This window comes from Amycolatopsis sp. Hca4, from assembly GCF_013364075.1.
GTDB lineage: Bacteria > Actinomycetota > Actinomycetes > Mycobacteriales > Pseudonocardiaceae > Amycolatopsis.
In genome coordinates this window covers 5,799,458-5,816,224 of the sequence record NZ_CP054925.1, presented here as the reverse complement: position 1 = coordinate 5,816,224, position 16,767 = coordinate 5,799,458, and the positions used below count along the sequence as shown (strand labels likewise).

At 69.2% G+C, this 16,767-nt stretch carries 14 protein-coding genes and 3 tRNA genes; 11 read left to right on the top strand and 6 right to left on the bottom strand.

Translation table 11 applies throughout. The annotated features are described in order from the left end of the window. The first annotated feature begins 334 nt into the window (after positions 1-334). From HUT10_RS25680 to HUT10_RS25670, 3 genes are read left to right on the top strand one after another with little or no spacing between them, the layout of a single operon-like run. On the top strand, positions 335-1,744 hold the full coding sequence (locus HUT10_RS25680; RefSeq protein WP_176173544.1) for a hypothetical protein: 1,410 nt from the start codon (positions 335-337) through the stop codon (positions 1,742-1,744). Further along, on the top strand, positions 1,741-2,715 hold the full coding sequence (locus tag HUT10_RS25675) for a glutamate ABC transporter substrate-binding protein (RefSeq protein ID WP_254897032.1): 975 nt from the start codon (positions 1,741-1,743) through the stop codon (positions 2,713-2,715). Before HUT10_RS25680 ends, HUT10_RS25675 begins: the two co-directional genes overlap by 4 nt. A gap of 60 nt (positions 2,716-2,775) precedes the next feature. Then, complete coding sequence (locus HUT10_RS25670; RefSeq protein ID WP_176173543.1) at positions 2,776-5,559, top strand: serine/threonine-protein kinase; 2,784 nt, start codon at positions 2,776-2,778, stop codon at positions 5,557-5,559. Here HUT10_RS25670 and HUT10_RS25665 read toward each other — a convergent pair whose 3' ends face one another. Further along, entirely contained in the window at positions 5,560-6,153 is a 594-nt protein-coding gene (locus HUT10_RS25665; RefSeq protein ID WP_176173542.1) for a PaaI family thioesterase, read from the bottom strand. It lies immediately after the preceding gene. Between the two features lie 237 nt (positions 6,154-6,390). Between HUT10_RS25665 and HUT10_RS25660 the strand changes: the two genes are divergently transcribed. Then, positions 6,391-7,725 (top strand): MFS transporter, encoded by a 1,335-nt coding sequence (locus tag HUT10_RS25660; protein WP_176173541.1) that lies wholly within the window; start codon positions 6,391-6,393, stop codon positions 7,723-7,725. A 191-nt stretch (positions 7,726-7,916) separates the two neighbouring features. On the opposite strand, the gene HUT10_RS25655 is transcribed toward HUT10_RS25660, so the two are convergent. The 4 genes from HUT10_RS25655 to HUT10_RS25640 all read right to left on the bottom strand — a co-directional run bounded on the left by HUT10_RS25655 (position 7,917) and on the right by HUT10_RS25640 (position 10,672). After that, positions 7,917-8,396, bottom strand: a complete 480-nt coding sequence (locus HUT10_RS25655; protein ID WP_176173540.1) for a hypothetical protein — start codon at positions 8,394-8,396, stop codon at positions 7,917-7,919. A gap of 5 nt (positions 8,397-8,401) precedes the next feature. Continuing rightward, positions 8,402-8,956 carry a SigE family RNA polymerase sigma factor gene (locus tag HUT10_RS25650; RefSeq protein ID WP_176173539.1) on the bottom strand — a complete coding sequence of 185 codons (555 nt, stop codon included), beginning with the start codon at positions 8,954-8,956 and terminating at the stop codon, positions 8,402-8,404. Positions 8,957-8,960: 4 nt separating this feature from the next. After that, the gene (locus HUT10_RS25645; protein WP_176173538.1) at positions 8,961-9,269 is read right to left on the bottom strand and encodes a hypothetical protein; all 309 of its coding nucleotides are present in this window, start codon (positions 9,267-9,269) and stop codon (positions 8,961-8,963) included. Positions 9,270-9,460: 191 nt separating this feature from the next. Then, entirely contained in the window at positions 9,461-10,672 is a 1,212-nt protein-coding gene (locus HUT10_RS25640) for an Ig-like domain-containing protein (protein ID WP_176173537.1), read from the bottom strand. Positions 10,673-11,126: 454 nt separating this feature from the next. On the opposite strand from HUT10_RS25640, the gene HUT10_RS25635 reads away from it, so the two are divergent. Next, entirely contained in the window at positions 11,127-11,330 is a 204-nt protein-coding gene (locus tag HUT10_RS25635; RefSeq protein WP_003097368.1) for a cold-shock protein, read from the top strand. Between the two features lie 156 nt (positions 11,331-11,486). Here the strand turns inward: HUT10_RS25635 and HUT10_RS25630 are convergent, their stop codons facing one another. Then, positions 11,487-11,930, bottom strand: a complete 444-nt coding sequence (locus HUT10_RS25630) for a hypothetical protein (RefSeq protein WP_176178000.1) — start codon at positions 11,928-11,930, stop codon at positions 11,487-11,489. Positions 11,931-12,912: 982 nt separating this feature from the next. Here HUT10_RS25630 and HUT10_RS25625 point away from each other — a divergent pair. The 6 genes from HUT10_RS25625 (at position 12,913) to HUT10_RS25600 (ending at position 16,679) form a co-directional block, all read left to right on the top strand. After that, positions 12,913-13,167, top strand: a complete 255-nt coding sequence (locus tag HUT10_RS25625) for a hypothetical protein (RefSeq protein WP_086838175.1) — start codon at positions 12,913-12,915, stop codon at positions 13,165-13,167. 151 nt (positions 13,168-13,318) lie between these two features. Next, positions 13,319-14,095 carry a hypothetical protein gene (locus HUT10_RS25620; protein ID WP_176173536.1) on the top strand — a complete coding sequence of 259 codons (777 nt, stop codon included), beginning with the start codon at positions 13,319-13,321 and terminating at the stop codon, positions 14,093-14,095. Between the two features lie 117 nt (positions 14,096-14,212). After that, positions 14,213-14,285: transfer RNA gene (locus HUT10_RS25615), tRNA-Glu, on the top strand. Between the two features lie 13 nt (positions 14,286-14,298). Beyond that, a tRNA-Asp gene (locus tag HUT10_RS25610) sits at positions 14,299-14,372 on the top strand. 31 nt (positions 14,373-14,403) lie between these two features. After that, positions 14,404-14,477, top strand: a tRNA-Phe gene (locus HUT10_RS25605). Between the two features lie 894 nt (positions 14,478-15,371). Next, positions 15,372-16,679: a hypothetical protein gene (locus HUT10_RS25600; protein WP_176173535.1), complete on the top strand. Its 1,308-nt coding sequence runs from the start codon at positions 15,372-15,374 to the stop codon at positions 16,677-16,679. The last annotated feature ends 88 nt before the right edge of the window (positions 16,680-16,767 follow it).

Here is a 16,767-nt window from a genome sequence, read left to right as displayed (position 1 = left end):
CCGATGTGGACGGTGTGGGGCGCGACGTCCGGAACACCCTCGGCCGATTCACCCGGACAGGTGAAGGGCCGGCCGGCATGCGGCACGCCGGCGTCGGGCCCGAAGACGATCACCGGCGCGTGCCGGCGGAAGCCCGCACCTGAGCACCGGTGTGCGCCGGAACACGTCCGCCCAGATCACGTGCTGGTGACAGCGGGCGGTGCCGGTGGCTGCGCGCGCGGCGACTCGGCTACCTTCTGCGGGTACGGCTCACAGCGATCTTTTTCGGGGGCTCCGGGAGGCGAAGCCCCCGGCCTGGGGCGATGCCCCGGATGGCAGGGGGAGGAATTCGGGGATGACCAGCACCGCGACGGCCCCGGCGCCCGCGCCGGGAGCTCCGCCGTCGCCACCGGACAACCGCGACCGCACCGGGGGCCGCAGCGGCCTGCTGGGGCTGCTCGAGCTGCCGGGCCAGGGCGTCCGCGCGGTCGTCCGCTCGGCCGCGACGACACCCGGCCGGCTCACCGTGATCGCCGTCGGGCTGGTGCTGCTGGCCCTCGTCGCCGGGCTCGTCGCGACGCTGTCGGTGCAGGACCGCGACGACACGATCAGCGGCGTCATCGACCGCCGCGAACCGCTCGCCGCCGCGTCGCAGCAGGTCTACCGCTCGCTTTCCGACGCCGACGCGACCGCCGCCAGCGCGTTCCTCTCCATCGGCACCGAGCCGCCCGCGCTGCGCCAGCGCTACGAGCGGGACATCGCCGAAGCCGGCGCCGCGCTCGCCAAGGCCGCTTCCGACAGCGCGGACGTCGCCGCCGCGGCCACCCCGGTCGACGTGCTGAACCAGCAGCTGCCCGTCTACACCGGGCTCGTCGAGACGGCCCGGGCGAACAACCGGCTCGGCTACCCGGTCGGCGCCTCCTACCTGCGCGAGGCGTCCGAGCTGATGCGGGCGAAGATCCTGCCCGCCGCACAGGACCTCTACCGCGTCGACACCGAACGGCTCATCGAAGAGCAGGACAGCGCCACCGGTTTCCCGTGGCTCGCCACGATCCTGGTGGTGGCGCTGCTGGCCGCGCTGATCGTCGCCCAGGTCTACCTGACGCGGCGCACCAACCGGCTGCTGAACGTCGGGCTCGTCGTCGCGACGGCCGCCGTCGTGGTGTCGCTGCTGTGGGGCGCGGTCGCGCTGATCGTGCAGGGCAGCCTGGTCGGCAGCGGCCAGGAGGACGGCTCGCACCGCGTCGACGTGCTCGTCCGCGCGCGGATCGCCGCGCTGCAGGCCCGCGCCGACGAAACGCTGACGCTGGTCGCCCGCGGCGACGGCGGCGCGTACGAGAAGGACTTCGGCGCCAAGGCCGTCCAGCTGGTCGGCGAGGACGGCCAGGGTGGCCTCCTCGGCGAAGCCCGCGGCCTGATCAAGGACGGCGACGGCGCCACGAAGGTCGCCGACGCGTCCGCGGCCGCGACCGACTGGCTGAAGGCGCACCGGCAGGTCCGCGCCCAGGACGACGCCGGCGCGTACCAGGAAGCCGTCGACTCCGCCGTCAAGGAGGACGCGAAGGGCGGCTCGGCGCCGGCGTTCCGGCGGCTCGACGACAGCCTCCAGGCCGCGATCGACGTCGGCAGGCAGGACTTCGTCGACGACACCCACAACGGCGACCGCGCGCTGACGGTCCTCGCACCCGGCCTGGCCGTGCTGGCGATCGTCGCCGCGGCTGGTGTCACCATGGGGATCCGGGAGCGACTGAGGGAGTACCGGTGAGCAGGCGGCGGAACACGGTCCGGGCGGGCGTGCTGGCGGTCGTCGCGCTGCTGGCGGCGTCCTGCGGCAGCCCCGGGAAACCGGTCGACCCGGCGCCGGTGAGCAACGCGGCCTGGCCGCAGCCCGCGCACGTCGGCGGCCCGGACGCGACGGCGGGCGGCACCTCCGACACCAGCTGCAACCCGCTGGCCAGCCTGTCGCCCTCCAGCACCACCGTCCCCGACAACTCGACGATGTCGGACATCAAGAAGCGCGGGAAGCTGATCGCCGGGGTCGACCAGACGACCTACCTGTTCGGGTTCCGCAACCCCACCTCGGGCAACCTCGAGGGCTTCGACATCGACATGGTCAACGCGGTCGCCAAGGCGATCTTCGGCTCGGCCGACGGCCACGTCCAGTTCCGCGCGATCCCGTCTTCGCAGCGCGAGGAGGTGCTGAAGAAGCACCAGGTCGACATCGTGGTCCGGACCTACAGCATCACCTGCGCGCGCAAGAAGGACGTCGAGTTCTCCTCCGTGTACTACGTGGCGGGCCAGAAGGTCCTGGTGCCGAAGGAGTCGAAGGCCCAGAACCTGTCGGACCTCAACGGCAAGCGGGTGTGCGCGACCAAGAAGTCGACGTCGCTGGCGAAGATCGCGACGGACCCGGCCAAGCCGGTGCCGGTTTCGGTGGACAACTGGTCGGACTGCCTGGTGATGCTCCAGCAGGGCCAGGTCGAGGCGGTGTCGACCGACGACACCATCCTCGCCGGGATGGCCGCGCAGGATTCGACCCTGGAAGTCCGCGGCGACCGGTTGACACAGGAGAACTACGGCATCGGCGTGCCGAAGGACAACGAGGACATGGTCCGCTACGTCAACGCGGTGCTCGACCAGATTCGCGGCAACGGCGTCTGGCAGGACAGCTACCGCCGCTGGGTGGAAGCCCGCCTCGGCCCGGCTTCGCCGCCGTCGCCCCAGTACCAGCAGTGAAGGTAGCTCAGCGCGACTAGGATCGATCTCCGCACGTCGCAGGGGATCCGGGAGGTAGCAGTGTCGGAGGAGCCGCGCCGTCCTCGGCACGCCGCGCCGGACGACGAGCCGCAGCAGGTGGCCACGCCGAGCTGGCGTCCGCCACCACCGGTGCGGTGGGAGACGCCGGAGCCGTCGATCTCCGGACGGCTCGACGAAGGCGAACCGGCACCGGCCGGCGGGCAGGTCCCGGCACAGACACCTCCCGCGCAGACACCGCCGGTGCGGCGCCCTCCGACGCCGCCGCGCGGACAGGCCGCCGCCCGCCCGCCGATCCCCGGTGCCGAAGACCCGACGCGCCCGCCGGGCAGCATCGCGCCCGTCGCGCCGCCGACGCCGGCCGTGCGCCCGGACGCCGATGCGCCGCAGTCACCGAAGGTGCCGGTGACGCCGGCCGCGCGTCCGGACGCCGACGCGCCGCAGCCGCCGAACGTGCCGGTCGCGCCGGCGACGCAGGCCCTGCGCCCGGACCCCAACGCGCCGCAGCCGACGAGCGTGCTCGCCGCACCGGCGCCGGAGACCCAGAGCATCATGCCGCCGGTGCCGCGGCCGGACACCGGTCCCGACGCCCCGTTGCCGGACCCGGGCACCGAAAGCGTCCTGCCCGAGCGCACCAGCGAAGGACGGCACACCGGCACGGGCACCGGGACGGGAACGGGCACCGGCAGCGGTTCGGCCTCCGGCTCCGGCGCGTTCCCCGGCACTTCGCGGCGGACGTCGTCGCGGACGTCCCGGTCCCGCCGCGGCCGCCTGGGCGCCGGGCTGGTCGAGGTCCCGCCGGTGCCCGCGCGCGACCCCGCGTCCGCGGTGCTGACGAACCCGGTGGTGTCGGAGGAAAAGCGGTTCTGCGGCAGCTGCAGCGCCAAGGTCGGCCGCGGTAAGGACGGGAAACCCGGTTCTCCGGAAGGGAAGTGCGAGAACTGCGGCGCGCCGTTCTCCTTCCTCCCGAAGCTGCAGCCGCACGAGCTCGTCGGCGGCCAGTACGAGGTCCTCGGCGCGATCGCCTACGGCGGTCTCGGCTGGATCTACCTGGCGCAGGACCACAACGTCAGCGACCGCTGGGTCGTCCTCAAAGGACTGATCGACACCGGCGACGCGACGGCGATGGCGGCCGCGGCCAACGAGCAGCGGTTCCTCGCCGAGGTCGAGCACCCGAACATCGTCAAGATCCACAACTTCGTGCAGCACCCGGACGCCCACAGCGGCACGACCACCGGCTACATCGTGATGGAGTACGTCGGCGGCCAGTCGCTGCGGCAGCTCGCGCTGGCGCACCACCGGGAAAGCCGCCGTCCGGAGCCGCTGCCGATCGGCCAGGTCATCGCCTACGGGCTGGAGATCCTGCCCGCGCTGGGTTATCTGCACAGCCAGGGCCTGCTCTACTGCGACCTCAAGCCGGACAACGTCATCCAGACCAACGAGCAGCTGAAGCTGATCGACCTCGGCGCGGTCCGCCGCACCGACGACTACGAGAGCCCGCTGTTCTTCACCACCGGCTACAGCGCGCCGGAACTGCCGACGCAGGGCGCGTCGATCGCGTCGGACCTGTTCACCGTCGGGCGCACGCTCGCCGTGCTCAGCTTCGAGTTCACCGGCTACACCACCAAGTTCAAGACCACCCTGCCCGGCCCGGACGCCGTCCCGCTGTTCGCGCTGTTCGGTTCGTACTACCGGTTCCTGCGCCGCGCGACGCACTCCGACCCGGACCGGCGGTTCCTCTCCGCCGAGGAGATGTCCGACCAGCTCACCGGCGTGCTGCGCGAGATCATGGCGCTCGGCACCGGCAAGCCGCGGCCCGGCGCGTCGACGGTGTTCGGCCCGGAGAGCCGCACGTTCGGCGTGCAGCTGGTGGTGCCCGAAGCCGGCGCCAGCGTGCCGCTGCCGGGCGCGGACGAGGTCGTCGCCGGCCTGCCGATCCCGCAGGTGGACACGGACGACCCGGCGGCGGGCGTGCTCGCCACCACGACCGCGCTCGACCCGCGGGCCGCCATCGAGGCGCTGGCCGGGGCCCCGCGGGAGTCGATCGAGGTGCGGCTGCGGATCGTGCGCGCGCGGATCGAGCTGGGCGAGTTCGCGGAGGCCCAGCGGCAGCTGCAGGCCGCGCAGTACCTGGCCATCAAGAACGGCTACCCGCACGACTGGCGGATCGACTGGTACCGCGGCCTGATCGAGCTCGCGGGCGGCCGTTCGCGGGTTGCGCACGTCGCCTTCGAAGCGGTGTACGACGACCTGCCCGGCGAAGTCGCCCCGAAGCTCGCGCTGGGCATCAGCGCCGAAGGCGTCGGCGACTACTTCGCCGCCGCGCGCTTCTACGAACTCGTGTGGCGCACCGACCGCACGTACGTCAGCGCCGCCTTCGGCCTCGCCCGCGTCTACCTGGCGCAGGGCGCGCGGGCGAGCGCGGTCGAGGTGCTCGAAACCGTGCCGCCGTCCTCGACGCACTACGTCGACGCGCAGGTCGCCGCGATCAAGATCAAAACCACCGCGACCAAGGCCAACGGCCGCGAAACCCCGGTCACCGAGCACGACCTGCTCGACGCGTCGGCCCGGCTCGAGCGGCTCCGGCTCGACGTCGAACGGCGCACGCGCCTGTCCGCGGGCGTGCTCGAAGCCGCGCACGAGTGGCTCAAGGAGGGCAAGCCCACGCCGGGCGCGCACGTGCTGGGGTGCCGGCTCGAAGAACGCGAGCTGCGGTTCGGCCTCGAGCGGTGCTACCGGGCGCTGGCGCGGCTGGCGGGCACGCTCGACGAACGCATCGAGCTGGTGGACCGGGCGAACGCGATCCGGCCCCGGACGCTCACCTGATCAGGGGTTGATCTCCCAGTCGCGTTCGCCGCGCTCACGCTGGTTCTTCTCGTGCTGCGCGGCCAGCTTCTCCAGCGCCTGCGGGTCGCCGTGGGTGCTGAAGTGCTCGAAGCCGACGACGACGAACAGCGCCCGCGCGCTGACCGCGATCGGGCCGTCCTCGGCGTCGAGGCGGCCGTCGGCACTGACGTAGATCTTGCGGCCGGCGATGCCGTCCAGCCGGGTCGCGATGAACAGCGTCGAGCCGACCGGGACCGGCCGCCGGAAGTCCGTCTCGAGCTTGCCGGTGACCGCCGGGCGGCGCATCAGATTGCCGACCGCCGAGCCGAGCGCCTCGTCGAACGCGCAGGCCAGCAGGCCGCCGTGGGCCAGGCCGGGTGCGCCCTGGTGGGCCGCGGTGACGGTGAACCGCGAGTGCACGACCTGGCCTTCGCCGACGGTCGAGCGCAGGTGCAGCCCGGCGTCGGCCTCGTCGCCGCACCCGAAGCACTCCGCGAAGTGCACGCCGAGCTCGGTGCCCGGCGCCGGTGCCTTGGGGTGCGGGACCGCGGGCTCCACCGGGACCGGCGGCCAGGGTTGAGAAACACGACTCATGCGCTGACGTTAACTCGCCGGTAGACACCGCCCACGCGCGGCCCGCGAGGTATGTCCGCAACACCTACCACTCAGTAGCCGGAAAGTTCCCCACTGTACACAATTTCCGGCTCAGACTGCCGACCCGGGAGAGCCGGTCAAGACTGGGTCGATGAGCTCGAACGGCCCAGTGGGCACTGCACGGGAGGAGTCGTCGCCGGCATGAGCGAAACAGCAGCAACGACGGGCAATCCGTCAGTGGACGAGAGAACCGTCAAGCGCGCCGTCTGGGCTTCGGCCATGGGCAACGCCACCGAGTGGTACGACTACGGCGTCTTCACCTCGGGCGCGATCGCCGCCAGCATCGGCACGTTGTTCTTCCCCGGCGAAGGCAACGCGGTCCTGAAGTCGCTGGCGCTGCTCGCGGTCGGGTTCATCGTGCGGCCGTTCGGCGGGGCGTTCTTCGGGCCGCTCGGCGACAAGCTCGGCCGCAAGCGGGTCCTCGCCATCACCATCCTGCTGATGTCGGGCTGCACGTTCCTGGTCGGCGTGCTGCCGACGTACTCCGGCAGCTACAGCATGGGCATCGCGGCCCCGATCGCGATCCTGCTGCTGCGGATCATCCAGGGCTTCTCCACCGGTGGCGAATACGGCGGAGCGGCGACGTTCATCGCCGAGTACTCCCCGACGAAGCGCCGCGGCTTCTTCGGCAGCTTCCTCGAACTCGGCACCCTGGCCGGTTACGTGCTCGGCAACCTCGTGGTGCTGTCGGTGACGCTGTCCCTGTCGCCGGAGCAGGTCGACGCCTGGGGCTGGCGGATCCCGTTCTTCGTCGCGCTGCCGCTCGGCCTGATCGGGCTCTACCTGCGGAACAAGCTCGAGGACACCCCCGAATTCCGCCGGATGGAGGCCGCGGGCGAGGCGCCGAAGAAGGCGCCGCTCAAAGAGATCTTCGTCCGCAACTGGCGGATGATCCTCAACCTGATCGGCATCGTGCTGCTGCTCAACGTGGCGGACTACCTGCTGCTCACGACCATGCCGACGTACTTCACGGACACGTTGAAGATCAACGACAACACCTCGACGTTGATCATCATCGCGGTCGAAGTCATCCAGATGGCGATCATCATCCCGCTCGGCGCGCTGTCCGACCGGATCGGCCGGAAACCGTTGCTGCTGACGGCGGCCATCGGGTTCCTGGTGCTGAGCTGGCCCTGCCTCAAGCTCATGCAGTCCGGCAGCATCCTGTGGCTGTTCGTCGGGTTCCTGATCGTGGCGATCCTGCTGGTGTTCATGCTCGCGGTGATCGGCTCGACGTTCCCGGCGATGTTCCCGACGCGCGTGCGCTACGGCTCGTTCGCGATCGGCTACAACATCTCGACGTCGCTGTTCGGCGGGACCTGCGGTGTCATCGTGACGGCGCTGATCAAGAGCACCGGCAACGAGGACTGGCCTGCCTACTACCTGATGGCGGCGGCGCTGATCGCGATCCTCCCGATCATCAAGATCCCGGAGACGTCGCAGGTGCCGATGGAACAGATCGACACCGAGGACAACACCGGCCAGCCGGCCTCCGTGGCCGCTCAGCGCTGAGCGGTCTCCGGATAGCCGTGTGCCCCGCCCGGATCACCGGGCGGGGCACACGTGCGCCGGAGGTCAGTTCGCGTCGCGGCGAGGAGTGAAGCGCTTGCGGGACCACTGTCCGATCGGCACGCCACGACATCGCCACGAACCGGGCTGGGTTTTCGCCGGAAATCCACGAAATCCGGTGATCTGCACCACCGCTAGCGCGTGGTCGTCGGCGGGCCCGGCCGGGTCGCGGCCGGAACCGAAGTGGACGGCGTCGACAGCGTCGGGCGGGACGTCGGCCGCGTGCCCGCGGACGGCGTCTGCGCCACCGACGGGCGCGGGCTGCGGGTGCGGCTCTCACCCCGCTCGGTCGACGGCTCCGCCGGAGCGATCGACGTCGCCGGCACCGGCAGCTCCGACGGCGGCGGGCTGGAGGACGTGGTGACGACCGTGGACAGCCCCGGCCCGGCCGGCTGCACCGGTTCCGGTGGGCCGGGGCGGTGACCGGCCAGGAAACCGGCCACCGCGAGGACAACCGCCGTCGCGGCCGAGGTGCCGGCCACGGCCAAGCGCTTGCGTCGTCGCCGGACCCGGCCGCCGCGCTCGATCACGTCGGCGGCGTCGAGGCGCATCGGCGGCTGCGGGCCGCCGGCCGCGCCGGTCAGGAACGCGCGGACGTCATCTTCGGGGTCCATGTTCGTCACCTCCCTTCCGTGGGTGCGCTGAAGCTCAGCGCACCGTAGTGCGGGCCGAGCCGCTTGCGCAGCGTGGCCAGGCCGCGGGAGGCCTGGCTCTTCACCGTGCCGGTGCTGCAGCCGAGGACCTTCGCCGTCTCCTCGACGCTCAGGTCCTCGAAGTACCGCAGCACCAGCACGGCGCGCTGCTTGGGGGCCAGCACGGCCAGCGCCTGCCGGACCAGTTCGTCCCGCTCGTTCGCCGCGGGCTCCGCCGGGAGCTCCGGCGGGGCGTCGGTGAGCCGCTCCCGTTTCCACCTGCTGCGCCGGTGCTCCGCGAGGAACGTGCGCAGGACGACCTTGCGCGCGTAGGCGTCCAGCGCGTCGTGCCGCGACAGCCTCGGCCAGGCGAGGTAGAGCTTGAGCAGCGCGGCCTGCGTGAGGTCTTCGGCCTGGTGCCAGTCCCCGCAGAGCAGGAAGGCGGTCGACCGCAGGCTGTGCGCGCGCTCGCCGAAGTACCGGGCGAACTCGCCGTCCCACGGCGAGCCCGGCCCGGTCGACGGACGGGAGCGGGAAATCACCTGGTTACCGGGTCTCCCACACGGCAGGCAGGTGCAGGTCGCCGGTCGGCCCGGCCGGGACCGCGCGGGGGACGCGCGCCGGGCGGGCCGGGACGGCGATCGGGGCCCGCGACGTCGCGGGGACAGCGCTCGGCGCCTGCTGGGGCCGGGTCCGGGTGGCCGGGGCGGGCGCCACGGTCGGCTCGCCGGGCCGGGTCGCCTGGGTGGTGGGGGCGGCCGGCGCCTGCGCCTCCGAAGCCAGCGCGATGCCACCGGTCAGGGCGCCACCGGCGAGCACGAGCGCGCCGAGGGTCAGGGCGATGCGGATACGCAAGACAGCTCCTCATTCTCGCGGGCGCGGCAGGGGATCGCCGCGCCTCTGCCCTTAGTCATGCGGCGGGTGATCACCTTGGTTGCACCGGATTTCGCGGGTTTTCGGGTGCGGGAACGCGAACGGCCGGGAAGCCCGCAGGGGACTTCCCGGCCGCCCGGTGGTTGCGCCGGTGGAGCAGTGGATCAGTGGGTTCAGTGGGCGAGCGCCGACAGCTTCTGCCAGCCCGCCCAGTCGTAGGTCCAGTCGCTGTAGTCGCCGTCCTTCGCGCTCAGCGTCTGCGTGCTGCCGGTGATCTCCACCGGGTCGCCGGTGAGCACGCCGTCGTAGTACTCCTTGGCGCGCGCCGGCGACAGGTTCAGGCAGCCGTGCGAGACGTTCTTCTTGCCCTGCGCCCAGACGGACGCGGCCAGGCCGTGGATGAACTCGCCGTTGTTGGAGATCCGGACCGCCCACGGCACCACGACGTTCTCGTAGTGGTACTTCGGGTTGCTCATCGCGTACGTGGCCTGCTTGCCCATGACGACGTGCACGCCGCTGTGCGTGACACGGCCCGGGTCGGAGTCGAGGCCGTAGCTCACCGGGTAGTCGGCGATCTGCTGGCCGTCGCGGATCACCTGCATGGTGTGCTGCTGGGTGTTGCCCTTGACGATCTGCGAGCGCCCGATGGCGAAGCTGGCCGAGACGTCCTGCTTGCCGTACACGCCGTCGCCGACCTTGACGCCGTAGATCTTGGCGTTCACCTTCACCTGCGTGCCGGGCTTGAAGTACTCCTTCGGCCGCCAGTGCACCGAAGTGTCGCCTTCCATCCAGCCCCACGAGCCCTCGGTCTTCGGCGTGGTCTCGACCGACAGCGCCTTCTCGACGGAGGCCTTGTCGGTGACGCGGCTCGGGAAGGTCAGCGCGATCGGCATCGCGATGCCGTACGTCTGGCCGTCACCGACGTTCAGGCTGGCCGCCATCTGCCGCTTCGGCTTGACCGTGGTGAACGCGCCGCCGATGGGCAGGTTCTTGCCGTCGGCGCCTTGCACCTGGCCGGACCAGGTGTAGGTCTTGCCGTAGCCGAGCTGCTCGGTGGTGTTCCAGCTCTTCTTGTCCGCCGACGTCTGGCCCTGGACCTGCTTGCCGTCCGGGTTGGTCAGCGTGACCGACATGATCGTGCCGTCGGTGACCTGGACGCCGACCGGCTCGCCGGGCGCGACGTCCTGCGCGCCGCCGGCCGGCGACACCGTCAGCTTCGCGGGCTGCGCGCTCGGCGCGGGCGAGCTGGTCGGGCCCCCGCCCGACGAACCGCTCGCCGAGACCGTCGGTTCGCTGCTGCACGCCCCCAGCGTGAGCACGGCGACCAAGCCCAACGCCACGGCAGCGCCCCGGCGCCGCGTGGAAATCCTCACCGTCACACCCATCCCCTTTGCCCCTTTGGTGCTTCCCCCTTCGAGACGCCCCGCAGACCGGGTACGTTGAGCAACCGTGGCGTGACGAGTGTCACACTGACCGGTGAAAGCTCTCACGGAGGGGGCACAGCCGACTCCGAGCCGTATCCGGTGATCACGGTGTCGCTGTGCTGCGCCAGACTAGCCGCCGGGTACGACAGAACGGGGCGGGAGCCCTACGACGTTCCGGTGACCTTGGTGCCCAGAGCCGGTTTTCGCCTCGATCACGGGGTTCAACTTTGGCCAGATCCCGGTAGTCTGCTCTCAGGCCGTCGTTTTGCGTGTTAGTGGCTTCACACTCGCGGAACTTCTGACGCGAGCCATGGAGCCGACACGCTCTTGACTCGACTCGTTGGAACCGCCCGGGACGGTCGGGGTGCCGCTTCGGTGGCATTCGAAGCGGATCTGTGTAACGAGGAGTACAGCGGTGGCGCAAGGCACTGTGAAGTGGTTCAACGCGGAGAAGGGCTTCGGCTTCATCGCGCAGGACGGCGGCGAAGGCGACGTGTTCGTGCACTACTCGGAGATCGAGGGCCGCGGCTTCCGCACCCTCGAGGAGAACCAGCGAGTGGAGTTCGAGGTCGGCCAGGGTCAGAAGGGTCCGCAGGCCCAGAAGGTCCGCGCGATCTGAAACCGAGGCTGAAGAAGCCTCGCAGGCCCTTTTGCGCGTCTTAAGGCCTGAGCGAAGGGCCCCCGGCTGGTGCCGGGGGCCCTTTCTCATGGGTTCTGGGCAGTTCGCCGCGGGTTCGGCGCCGTGGGCCGGCGCTGAGGCTTCGGCGTCGTGGCTTCAGCGCCGCGCGACGGCCGGCGCGTCGAAGGCGTCGGCGGGGAAGTGGAACTCGTCGGTGAGGTCGCTGACCTCGCCGCTGCCGGCCTGCTGCCGCTGGTCGTGGGCGGAGGAGGCCTGCCCCTCCCAGTTGAGCCGCTCGAGGATCCATTCCTGGGCGAGCGCCTGCGGCGAGATGTCGCGCTCGGCGGCGATGTCCTTGAGCTGCTGGCTGGCGACGAGGCTCATCCGCAGCTGGTAGACCTGCGCTTCACCGAACCGCTTGCCGGACCCGGTGCTCTCCAGATCGTTCTCCGGAGCCAGGGCGGCGAGGTAGGAGGTGAGCTCGGTGTCCTCGACAACGCCATCGTCCACCGGCTTCGCGGCACCACGATGACGACCGGAAGACGCGGCGGCTTTCAGGTTCGTACGGCTGCTCAAGCGGCCAAGGGAGGGAAGAGGCACGACGCCACGATAACGTTTAGATCTCGCCACACAAACCACTGTGAGCTACAACACGCCGAAAACATTCCCCATTTAGCCCAGCCGCCACCCATTAAGCCCAACACCCAAGAACACAAAGCAACCCCCCAATAACAGAGCGGGTCGATCACGCTGGGCCTGAGGGCTCGGGCGCGGTGAGGCGGGCTGGGAGCACGAACGGCGAGGTCGAACCGCCGGAGCACCCGGCAGGGTGAGGCGCTGACGGCTCATCCACAACGCGCAGCGCCCGAAACTGTCGGTGCTCGCCGGTAACGTAAAAACCGGGGGCTCCCCTACGCGCGCGGGTTGTCGGGCTTAAACGCGGAAGCGCCAGGTCGACGGCCGGCAGGGGCGTGGGGCTTGCTGCCCGACTCAGCTGGCTCGCCGGGGCGCATGCCCCCCGAGGCGCTTGCTGCCGAATGTGGCGGGGCTCGCAAGGGCGCGCAGCGCCCGAGGCGCCGCCCCCGCGAACGGGCGGGTCACCACCTAACTCAGCCAGACTCGCCAGGGCGCGCAGCGCCCGAAGCGAAACCCAGCCACGCTGGAAGCCGAGCGCGAGGCACCGTGGGGGGTCCGGGGGGCTCGGCCCCCCGGGTCAGCACACCGAAATGATTGGCCCGCGGAGGGCGAAGCCCGAGCAGGGCCAAGAAATGGAGGACCCCCGCGCCAGGGGGAGGAACGCGGGGGTCGGAGGGGATCTCCACAGGCGCTGACCGGGGGTGTGTCAGCACCTCGATTGTTGCACGAGTTGGGTGGTTGGGCGAGTGGAGAGCGGGAAATTTCCCCGGCTGGTGTCACTTTGGCTCGGGGGTGACGTTCGTTCGGGTGGGGTTCTTCTTCGGTCTTGCCGATTGCGCTGCGTTGAGCGGAGCGTGGCCTCAGGTTCACTCTCCGGGGGGCTGTGTGTGGCGCCCGGCGCTGGTTAGCCTCGCGGCCAAGTTGTTGTGAGCCGTGTGGAGGGGCTATGAGCGGGTCTGTTGAAGTGCGGCAGTTCCTCCTTCGGTACGAAGGTGCCGATGGGGGGAGTGCGCCGTTTGCCGGTGCGTTGCCGGCGCAGCGGAGTGGGGCGGCTGACGCTCAGCGGGTGTCGGATGATCAGGTCCGGCGGGCTCGGCTGGCGGTGGCGAACGGTGCCCTGGGGGTCGAGGACTGTGTTCAGTTGCTGGAGATGCTGGGCCTGAACCTGGATGAGGACGGGCAGGCGCCGGTTCAGCGTTGAGCGGGCGGGCCTGGTGTGCTGACACCGGGCCCGTCTCGTGATATTTCCGCTGGTTGCGCCGCTTTTCCGCAAGTAAGTCCCAGGGGAGTGACCGCTTTTTGACGCGCGTTTCGTAACAGTGTTACGGTTGCGCTGTCGAAAGGGGACGGACATGACGACGATCGAAGGCGTGGCAGGACTGGCGAACCGCATCCGGCCGGTGGTGCAGGTGCTGGGCGGCAGGTTCATGACGTCGCCGGAGCTGGCCGCGGTCGAGGCGGAAGCGGGGCTGCCGCCGCGTTCGCTGTACCTGCGGGGGCGCTCGGCGGTGCTCGGGGACGTGCCGCCGAAGGTGGCCGCGGAGCTGTTCGGGATCTTCCCGCACTGGCTGTTCGAGTTCGTCCTGCCGCAGGCGACGAACGTCCTCGATGCGCCGGCCGCGGTTCGTGCCTACAGCGAGTCATCGGCTCGGTGGTCCCGCGTCAGCCTTTCGGCCGTACCGGAGCCCGGCCGCTTGGCGGAGCTGCTGTTCCGCGTCGTGGACGCCGCGGACGCCAGCGGGCTGGCGCTCTTCGCGGGCTGGAAGAACGCCGAGCGGCCCGCGGGCGACGTCGAACGCCTCGGCTTCGCGCTGATGGTCTTCCGCGAGCTGCGCGGCGGCCTCCACTTCGCGGCGCTGCGGGCGCTGGGCCTGTCCATCCCGGAGGCGGTGGTCGCGGACCCGGAGGGCGGCCGCGCGCGCCTGCTGCGCACGGCGTGGCCCGAGGACGCGGCCGACCAACTGGTGGCGTCGGCGGAGCGCAAGCCGGACCTCCGCGACCGCTGGCACCGCGCCGAGGAACTGACCGACGACCGGATCGGCGAGCTGCTGTCGTCGGCGCTGTCGGAGCCGGAGCAGGCCGAGCTTGATCGCTGCCTGGCGGATCTCGGTGCGTTTGCGCAGGTCTGAGCCTTGCGAGAGGCTTAAGGAACCCCCTGTGCAAAGCGGTGGCGGCGTGCCCTATGCTTGTAATCGCTCCCAGGGGAACCTGAGAGCGCGGTCGGTCGGTCACCCGAAACCGACCGGGCTCCCATCGTTCAGCGGCCTAGGACTCCGCCCTTTCAAGGCGGCAACGCGGGTTCGAATCCCGTTGGGAGTACGCAGTAAAGCAAGGCCCTGTGGCGCAGTTGGTTAGCGCGTCGCCCTGTCACGGCGAAGGTCGCGGGTTCGAGTCCCGTCAGGGTCGCAAGATCGTTCGGCTCCTTGCCGGCGTTCCCGGCCAGGTAGCTCAGTTGGTACGAGCGTCCGCCTGAAAAGCGGAAGGTCGCCGGTTCGACCCCGGCCCTGGCCACGCAAGCCGAGACCGCCTTGACCCAGGTCAGGGCGGTTTTCTCGTCTCCGGGGCCGATCTTGGCCGTGGCCGTTGTTGACCTTGGTTGACCGCCGTTGGCCGTCGCTAGTTGCACGTGTGTTGCACGGCGGGTCTGGTGCTCCGCGAGCTCGTACCGGCTCCACATGCTCAGCTGGTGTGGGCTCCGACACATCCGGCGCATGGCGTTCTTCTCTCCCGAGCGGCGGTGGCGGTCTGCCCCGTCTTCCTCGCCCCTGCCGCAGTTAGCGCCGGGTCGTCGGTGTCAAGGGTGAGCGCAGCTCATCGCGCAGCGACGCCGCAGGCGCCCTTGATGGCGGCGGGCTGGTGTTAAACGATCGCCTGCGAGGAAGCGGCCACCGCCTGCCTGTCGCCGCTCCAGCCTGGAACGCCTCCTGTGTCGGCTCTGGCTGTCGCTTCGCCCGAACCGGTCATCGATCTTGCGTCGGCTCGCTGGTGCAGCCGTAGAGTGCAGGGCGCGGCACCCGCGAGCATCCGCGTTGAGCAGGGCCAAACTCCGCGCGCGATGTGACCGGGTGCCGCGTTCTTGTTCATGGGGTGTCGCCGTCGGCGGCGCTGCGCACAAGGTGACCTCCGGCGGCCCGCCCGCGGCCGGCGGCCGGAGCGGAGCGGCAGGCCGTCCGTGCCGCACTTGGGCGGGGCCGCCGCGCGGCCCCGAGGTGCGCCGCCGACGGCGGCGCCTTGATCTCATAGAGCCAAGTTCGGCAACTCCTTGCGCTGTAGTTCTACAGTATGCCTGCATGGCCGAGGACGGTTCGGGTGCTGGCGCGCGGTGCAGGGGAGTGGATCTGTTACATTCGGGCATCGAGTTGAGGCCTGAAACGAGAAATGTTTATGCGTGGTAGCGGTGTTTATGTGAACGGGTTCCTTGCCTACTCTCTTGGCTTAGGTATGACGGACGAGCTTCTGTCACTATTTCAAGACGACATGCTTTTCTCCGAGCAGATCCCCAACGAGCACTACGGTGATGATGTCAACGGTGAGCCGGAGTATGTAGACACTGCTGAATTTGTTATGCCTGGCAAGGTTGCCTTGGATAGGATGCGAATCCTGGGTTACCAAGTCAATGAGCCGCGGATTGCTCTTGATGATGCGATTAAAGGTAAGCTACGGACATCTAAGCGACTTCGGTTAGAGCTTGCTGGTGACCCCGAAGTAGAGGGTGAACTTGATGCTGAGATCGAACTTCTCACTGGTCTCACGGCTGAGAAGTGGCTGGATCGTGTTGTCGAGTATGGTCTACCCGTCGGCCGGTTAGAAAGACGAGAAGACGCCGCTTCGCATGGATCATGGCCATATCTTGAATTGGTGTCTGGGTGGCCGGTTCGGGCGATATTGACTATCTTGCTCGAAGCGTTTCCCTCGGCTGAGGTGCGGCTAGATCTCACAGAGGCGGTGCTCAATGGCGAGGTCTGGGAGGACCTGGATACGCTGTGTTCGAACGCCCTAAAAAGGCTCCGGTTTTTCGGCGGGGCCGACGCGCCGGTAATTGTCTTGACCGAAGGTAAGATGGACGCGCAAGCTCTCTCGGATGGTATCTCGATACTTTACCCGCATTTAGTCGACGTCGTGAAGTTTATGGACTATCTGCAAAAGCCTGACGGCGGTGCGGGCCCGCTGGTTACCTTCGTCAAGGCGTTCGCGGCGGCTGGAGTCGCGAATCGGGTAGTTGCGATTTTTGATAATGACGCCGCTGCGGCTGAGGCGCTTCTATCTCTGCGGGTGGAATCATTGCCATCGAACATTAGAATATTGACGTACCCGTATTTAGAACTTTTTAGTAGTTATCCGACTCTCGGGCCTCCCGTTGGCGCAGATGAGGAAGCAGAGTTGGTCCTGGCAAATATACACGGTCGAGCTGCATCTATCGAGCTTTATCTTGGCCGAGACGTCCTCGCTGGTGACGATGGAACCCTGGTTCCCGTTCAGTGGAAGAGCTACATGCATAAAGTTCGAAGATATCAAGGTGAAGTGGTCGGGAAGGGGGATCTTCAGAAACGCTGGAAAGAAAAGGTTGCCGCACGGCGAAGCTCGTCATCCATGATTGATGGGTATGACTGGGACGGAATCGCGAAAATAATTGAGTCAATCATAGGTGCCTCAGTTGAGGAGAGGCTTACATTCGATCTTTACCCACAAGACCCTGAGAAATACTGGGACTGACACCCTGCCGACTGAACTCGGGGCAGTGTTGGCGGGTAACTCTTATGGCATATTGTCTATGTGACTCAGCGTTCGTTCGCCATCACAC

Bases quoted from the DNA above. Each gene is read 5' to 3' on its own strand.
- HUT10_RS25665 (WP_176173542.1), bottom strand. From the start codon at position 6,153: ATGAGTCGTGTTTCTCAACCCTGGCCGCCGGTCCCGGTGGAGCCCGCG.
- HUT10_RS25625 (WP_086838175.1), top strand. From the start codon at position 12,913: ATGAGCGGGTCTGTTGAAGTGCGGCAGTTCCTCCTTCGGTACGAAGGT.
- HUT10_RS25680 (WP_176173544.1), top strand. From the start codon at position 335: ATGACCAGCACCGCGACGGCCCCGGCGCCCGCGCCGGGAGCTCCGCCG.
- HUT10_RS25620 (WP_176173536.1), top strand. From the start codon at position 13,319: ATGACGACGATCGAAGGCGTGGCAGGACTGGCGAACCGCATCCGGCCG.
- HUT10_RS25640 (WP_176173537.1), bottom strand. From the start codon at position 10,672: ATGGGTGTGACGGTGAGGATTTCCACGCGGCGCCGGGGCGCTGCCGTG.
- HUT10_RS25655 (WP_176173540.1), bottom strand. From the start codon at position 8,396: ATGGACCCCGAAGATGACGTCCGCGCGTTCCTGACCGGCGCGGCCGGC.